We start from the raw sequence: 5,637 nt of genomic DNA, 5'->3' as shown, positions 1-5,637 counted from the left end.
GACGGACGAGGAGCGGGCGGGACTCATACCGGAATCAGACAAATTTGGCTTGTTTTTGTCTGATTTCGGTATGAGGGGACTTGAGAGGGAGGAAGGGAGGGAGTGTGTTCGTTACCGGAATCGGACAAAAATCGCCCGATTTTGTCTGATTTCGGTATGAGGGGTGCCTGGCGCAGGCGTGAGATGGGTCCCGAACGGGCATGGAACGGACGCGGAACACGCCCGGAACGGGCCCGGCGCGGGCGCGGGGAACGGCCGGGTGCATTCGTTCTCAGAAGTCAGCGCATAACGGTAGGCTTGCCGCTTGTATAGACCCCAAACCGTTCAAACCAGAAGGTGCATTGTGGCTCAGTCCAAACTCGATGAAGTAGTATCCCTTGCCAAGCGTCGCGGCTTCGTATTCCCCGCCGGCGAAATCTACGGCGGAACCCGTTCCGCTTGGGATTACGGCCCCCTCGGCGTCGCGCTGAAAGACAACATCAAGCGCGAATGGTGGCGCTCCATGGTCGTCACCCGCGGCGATGTGGTCGGCGTGGATACCTCCATCATCCTCCCGACCCCCGTGTGGGTCGCCTCCGGCCACGTGGCCGTCTTCAACGATCCGCTGGTGGAATGCCTCAACTGCCACAAGCGCCACCGCTCCGACAAGCTTGAGGAAAGCTACGCCGAGAAGCACGGCGACAAGCTGCCCGAGAACGGCATGGCCGACATCGCCTGCCCCGACTGCGGCGAACGCGGCAAGTGGACGGAACCGCGTGACTTCAACATGATGCTGCGCACCCACCTCGGCCCGGTCGAGGACGAGAACTCCCTGCACTACCTGCGCCCGGAAACCGCGCAGGGCATCTTCGTGGACTTCAAGAACGTCATGACCTCTTCCCGCAAGAAGCCGCCGTTCGGCATCGCCAACATGGGCAAGTCCTTCCGTAACGAGATCACGCCCGGCAACTTCATCTTCCGCACCCGCGAATTCGAGCAGATGGAGATGGAATTCTTCGTCAAGCCCGGCGAGGACGAGGCTTGGCATCAGTACTGGATCGACGCCCGTACCCAGTGGTACCTCGATTTGGGCGTCAAGCCGGAGAACCTGCGCCACTACGAGCATCCGAAGGAGAAGCTCGCCCACTATTCGAAGCGCACCGTCGACATCGAATACAAGTTCGGCTTCCAAGGCTCCGATTGGGGCGAGCTTGAAGGCGTCGCCAACCGTACCGATTTCGATCTGTCCGCGCACGCCAAGCATTCCGGCGAGGATCTGAGCTACTTCAACCAGGCCACCGGCGAAAAGTACGTGCCGTACGTCATCGAGCCGGCCGCCGGCCTGACCCGTTCCCTCATGTGCTTCTTGGTCGACGCCTACGACGTGGACGAGGCTCCGAACACCAAGGGCGGCGTCGACAAGCGCACCGTGCTGCATCTCGACCCGCGTCTGGCTCCGGTCAAGGCCGCCGTGCTGCCGCTGAGCAAGAAGCCCGACCTGCAGAACGTGGCGCAGAAGCTCGCCGCCGACCTGCGCCAGAACGAGTGGATGATCGACTATGACGAGGCCGGTGCGATCGGTCGCCGCTACCGTCGTGAGGACGAGATCGGCACCCCGCTGTGCGTCACCGTCGATTTCGACACGCTTGAGGATCAGGCCGTCACCATCCGTGAGCGCGACACCATGCAGCAGGAGCGCGTCAGCCTCGACAAGGTGTCCGACTACATCGCCGAGCGTATCGGCGAGAAGCGCGTCAGCGTGCCGCAGATGCCCGAATCCATGGGCGGCGAGGCATGGCCGGATTCCGTCCACATCGCCGAAGCCGGCGGTCTGTACTGATCCGTGTCGGATCGTGAGGGGACTCGTACCGAATCGTGACGACTACCGAAGAGACCTATGACGTGCACGAGGGCTGCAGAGTGGGGGAGAATCCCTGTTCTCCGCAGCACTCGGCGCACGTCGCCTCTCATCCCATTGCACCGGTGAAGCTCGGCGATATCGACGTGCCGACGCCGGTGGTGCTTTCGCCTATGGCGGGAGTGACGAACTGGCCGTTCCGCGTACTGTGCGAACAGTATGGGCCGAGCGGCCTGTACGTGGCCGAGATGATCACCGCGCGCGCCCTGGTCGCCCGCAACCCCAAGGCGCTGCGTCTATGCCGCTTCGCTCCGAGCGAACGCGTGCGTTCGCTGCAGCTGTACGGCGTGAACCCGGCCATCGTTGAACAGGCCGCGAAGATCGTGGTCGATGAGGGTATGGCCGATCATGTGGATTTGAACTTCGGCTGCCCGGTCCCCAAGGTCACCCGTCGTGGTGGCGGTTCGGCGCTGCCGTGGAAGACCGATCTGCTGCAGGAGATCATCTCCCGCGTGGTGAAGGTGTGCTCCGCGGCGAATATCCCCGTCACGGCGAAATTCCGCGTCGGTATCGACCATGAGCATGAGACGTTCCTTCAGGCCGGTCATATCGCCCAGGAGGAGGGGTGCGCCGCAGTGACGCTTCACGCGCGCACCACCGCCGAATACTATGGTGGGCATTCCGATTGGACGCGCATCGCCGAACTGAAGCGGGAGCTTGACATTCCGGTGTTCGGCAATGGTGACATCTGGGGTGCGGACGACGCGCTGGCCATGATCGAGGAGACGGGCTGCGACGGCGTGGCCATCGGCCGTGGATGCCAGGGGCGCCCGTGGCTGTTCGCCGATATCAGGAACGCGTTCGACGGGTCCGCCGAGCGTATCGACCCGACGTTGGGCGAGGTGTGTGGCGTGATTGAGCGTCATGCCGAACTGCTCACCGAGTTCTATGATGGCGACGAGCGTATGGCCGTGCATGATCTGCGTAAGCATGTCGCGTGGTATCTGAAGGGTTTCCCGGTTGGGGGTTCCACGCGCAAGGCGTTCATGGAGTGCGAGTCGCTTGACGACGTGCGCCGTGAGATCGGCAAGCTTGACCCTGATATGCGCTTCCCGGAGCGCGTGGTCGATAAGCCGCGTGGCAGGGTCCGTTTCGCCAAGAAGGTGCATCTGCCGTACGGCTGGCTGGAGTCTCGAACCACTACGCATGAGGAGAGACAGGCGTTGTTCGGCGACGATCCGATGGATGACGTCTATTAAAGGTGCCGTTTCGGGGCGTCACTGTGGGGCGCCGTTTTCGGTGTTGGGGCGCGTGTCGCGCGGTGCAGGCGACGCGAAGGACCCCAAACCTGAAAATCACCTGATAATGTATGCGTACACTTGAAAAAAACGCCCGAATCGGGTGTGCCCTGCGCTAGAGTTATGCGTAACCGTGTAAGGACAGGAGCCAAACGTGAGCGAGATCGCCCAGACTGAGTTGAACGACAAGACCAACATCAAGGTCGTTGGTGTCGGTGGTGCAGGCGGCAACGCCGTGAACCGCATGATTGCGGAAGGTCTGCAGAACGTTGAATTCGTGGCCATTAACACCGATGCGAAGGATCTGCTTCGATCCGACGCCGATGTGAAGATCTCCCTGTCCGATCAGACGAGCCGTGGCCTGGGCGCGGGCGCAGACCCGGAGAAGGGCGCGAAGGCGGCTCAGGATCACCAGTCCGATATCGAAGAGGCTCTGAAGGGCGCCGACATGGTGTTCGTCACCTGCGGTGAGGGCGGTGGCACCGGTACCGGCGCCAGCCCGATCGTCGCCCGTGCCGCGCACCAGCAGGGTGCGCTCACCATCGCGGTGGTCACCCGCCCGTTCTCCTTCGAAGGCCCGCAGCGTGCCAATTCCGCCAAGTTCGGTATCGACAACCTGCGTCAGGAAGTCGACGCGCTCATCGTCATTCCGAACGACCGTCTGCTTGAGCTTTCCGACCGTTCCATCACCATCATGGACGCGTTCAAGACCGCCGACGGCGCTCTGCTGTCCGGCGTGCAGGGCATCACCGACCTCATCACCTCCAACTCTTACATCCACGTCGATTTCTCCGATGTCACGGCCATTCTGCGTGGCGCCGGCACCGCCCTGTTCGGTATCGGTTCCGCCCGCGGCGAGGATCGCGCCACCCAGGCCGCCGAGCTGGCCATCAGCTCGCCGCTGCTGGAGGAGAGCATCGAGGGCGCTCACGGTGCGCTGATCAACGTTGCCGGCCCGACCGATATCGGTCTGCAGGAGGCTTCCGCAGCCGTGGAGCTCGTGCGCAAGGCCATTCACCCCGAAGCGCAGATCATTTGGGGTCTGGCGCTCGACGACGCTTACGGCGACGAGGTTCGTGTCACCGTCATCGCCGCTGGTTTCGATTCCAACAAGCCCACCGCCGAGGAGCGTGCGGCTCAGGCTGCGGCTCAGGCCGCGCCCACCGTCCAGCAGGCTCAGGCCGCTCAGCCCGCGCAGCAGGGTCAGCCGATGCAGGCCGCTCAGCCGGCCGCCGACGCCGCCCAGGCCCCCGTGCAGGGCCAGCCGGTGCAAGGCCAGCAGGCTCCCGCCGCCGCACCGCAGCAGGCGCAGCAGTCCCCGTTCACCTTCGCTCCGGCGAATGGCGATCCCGCGGCCCAGCCGATGCAGAACCCGTCCTACACCACGGACGATTCCGACTACATCGACATCCCGGACTTCCTGCGCTGAGGCGTGCTGGCGATAGCGAAATCGTTGAGGAATTCGTAAATAATAAGGAAAGGAACCTTGTATGGCAGGGTTTATGAAGAGTGCGATGTCCTACCTCGGCATGGCTGACGTGGCGGACGACGACGATTTCGCGGTCGAAGAGGAAAGCGCCCCCGCCGCTGAGGGCACGTTCGACTCCGACCATTCCGTCACCCCCATGCCCACCGCGGCACCGGCACAGCCTCAGACGTCGTCGCGCACCACTCCTTTCCCGGGCAAGATGAGCCGCATCACCACCATTCATCCGAAGACCTATGAGGATGCGCAGATGGTTGGCCGTGCGATCCGCGACGGTGTTCCCGTGGTGCTCAACCTGACCGGCGTGGCCGAGCCTGTGGCGTACCGCATCGTCGACTTCTCCGCCGGCGTGGTGTTCGGCGTGCACGGTTCCATGGAGCGTGTGACCCCGCGCGTGTTCCTGCTGAGCCCGGCTCAGGTGAACATCAAGGTCGAGGAGACCACTGCTCCGGATTCCGCTCGCAGCCTGTTCGCCGACTGATGCGCTGATGTGCTGAGGCTGTTGCCGTGTGACGGTGATGGCGGAGGCGCGGTGCGGTCGTTCGGCTGTTCGGTTGTTTGTTGTTCGGTTGCTCGACGGTGTGATCGTTCGCATTCGATTGCGGCCGGGCGCCTGCTGATGACGTATTGATGGTTCCGTTTGATGATTCGTTCTATCGGATCGTTGGACGGAACCATTCTTGCAAGCGGCGGTGCCGCGCTTCCCGCGCTGTGCCGCGTGCCATCTGTGTTGCGTCGTTTCCCCGGTATCGTTGTCACGGCGCGTGATGATTCGTGCGTCATGATCGGTGCGCGACGGTACGCGCGTCACGGTTCGCGGGAGGCTGATTGCCAGCTGATGACCAGCTTGTGGTCGGCCAGCTGCCAGTCTCATCGTCAACAATCGTTGACAGACATGCGGGCGAGCGGCGGCGATTCCGCCACGGTCAGCGGCAACCGGCGTCAGTCGGCGGCAACCGGTGGCGATCATCCGCAACCCGCAGTTACAATCCGCACCCTGAACCCGACCCCAAAAC

At 63.2% G+C, this 5,637-nt stretch carries 5 protein-coding genes; all 5 read left to right on the top strand.

What is annotated here, in order from left to right; all coding sequences use genetic code 11:
* The first annotated feature begins 343 nt into the window (after window positions 1-343).
* Window positions 344-1,819: a glycine--tRNA ligase gene (locus KIH75_RS09770; RefSeq protein ID WP_219056514.1), complete on the top strand. Its 1,476-nt coding sequence runs from the start codon at window positions 344-346 to the stop codon at window positions 1,817-1,819.
* 80 nt (window positions 1,820-1,899) lie between these two features.
* On the top strand, window positions 1,900-3,096 hold the full coding sequence (gene dusB / locus KIH75_RS09765; protein ID WP_420829197.1) for a tRNA dihydrouridine synthase DusB: 1,197 nt from the start codon (window positions 1,900-1,902) through the stop codon (window positions 3,094-3,096).
* Window positions 3,097-3,289: 193 nt separating this feature from the next.
* Window positions 3,290-4,564 carry a cell division protein FtsZ gene (ftsZ, locus tag KIH75_RS09760; RefSeq protein WP_219056512.1) on the top strand — a complete coding sequence of 425 codons (1,275 nt, stop codon included), beginning with the start codon at window positions 3,290-3,292 and terminating at the stop codon, window positions 4,562-4,564.
* A gap of 61 nt (window positions 4,565-4,625) precedes the next feature.
* The gene (locus KIH75_RS09755) at window positions 4,626-5,102 is read left to right on the top strand and encodes a cell division protein SepF (RefSeq protein ID WP_219056511.1); all 477 of its coding nucleotides are present in this window, start codon (window positions 4,626-4,628) and stop codon (window positions 5,100-5,102) included.
* 162 nt (window positions 5,103-5,264) lie between these two features.
* Window positions 5,265-5,637: hypothetical protein (locus KIH75_RS09750; protein WP_219056510.1), on the top strand; the 373-nt coding region annotated here is incomplete at its 3' end.

It is taken from the genome of Bifidobacterium pongonis (genome assembly GCF_019331805.1).
GTDB lineage: Bacteria > Actinomycetota > Actinomycetes > Actinomycetales > Bifidobacteriaceae > Bifidobacterium > Bifidobacterium pongonis.
The sequence above is the reverse complement of the archived record's forward strand: the minus strand, read 5'-3'. Positions and strand labels throughout refer to the sequence as shown.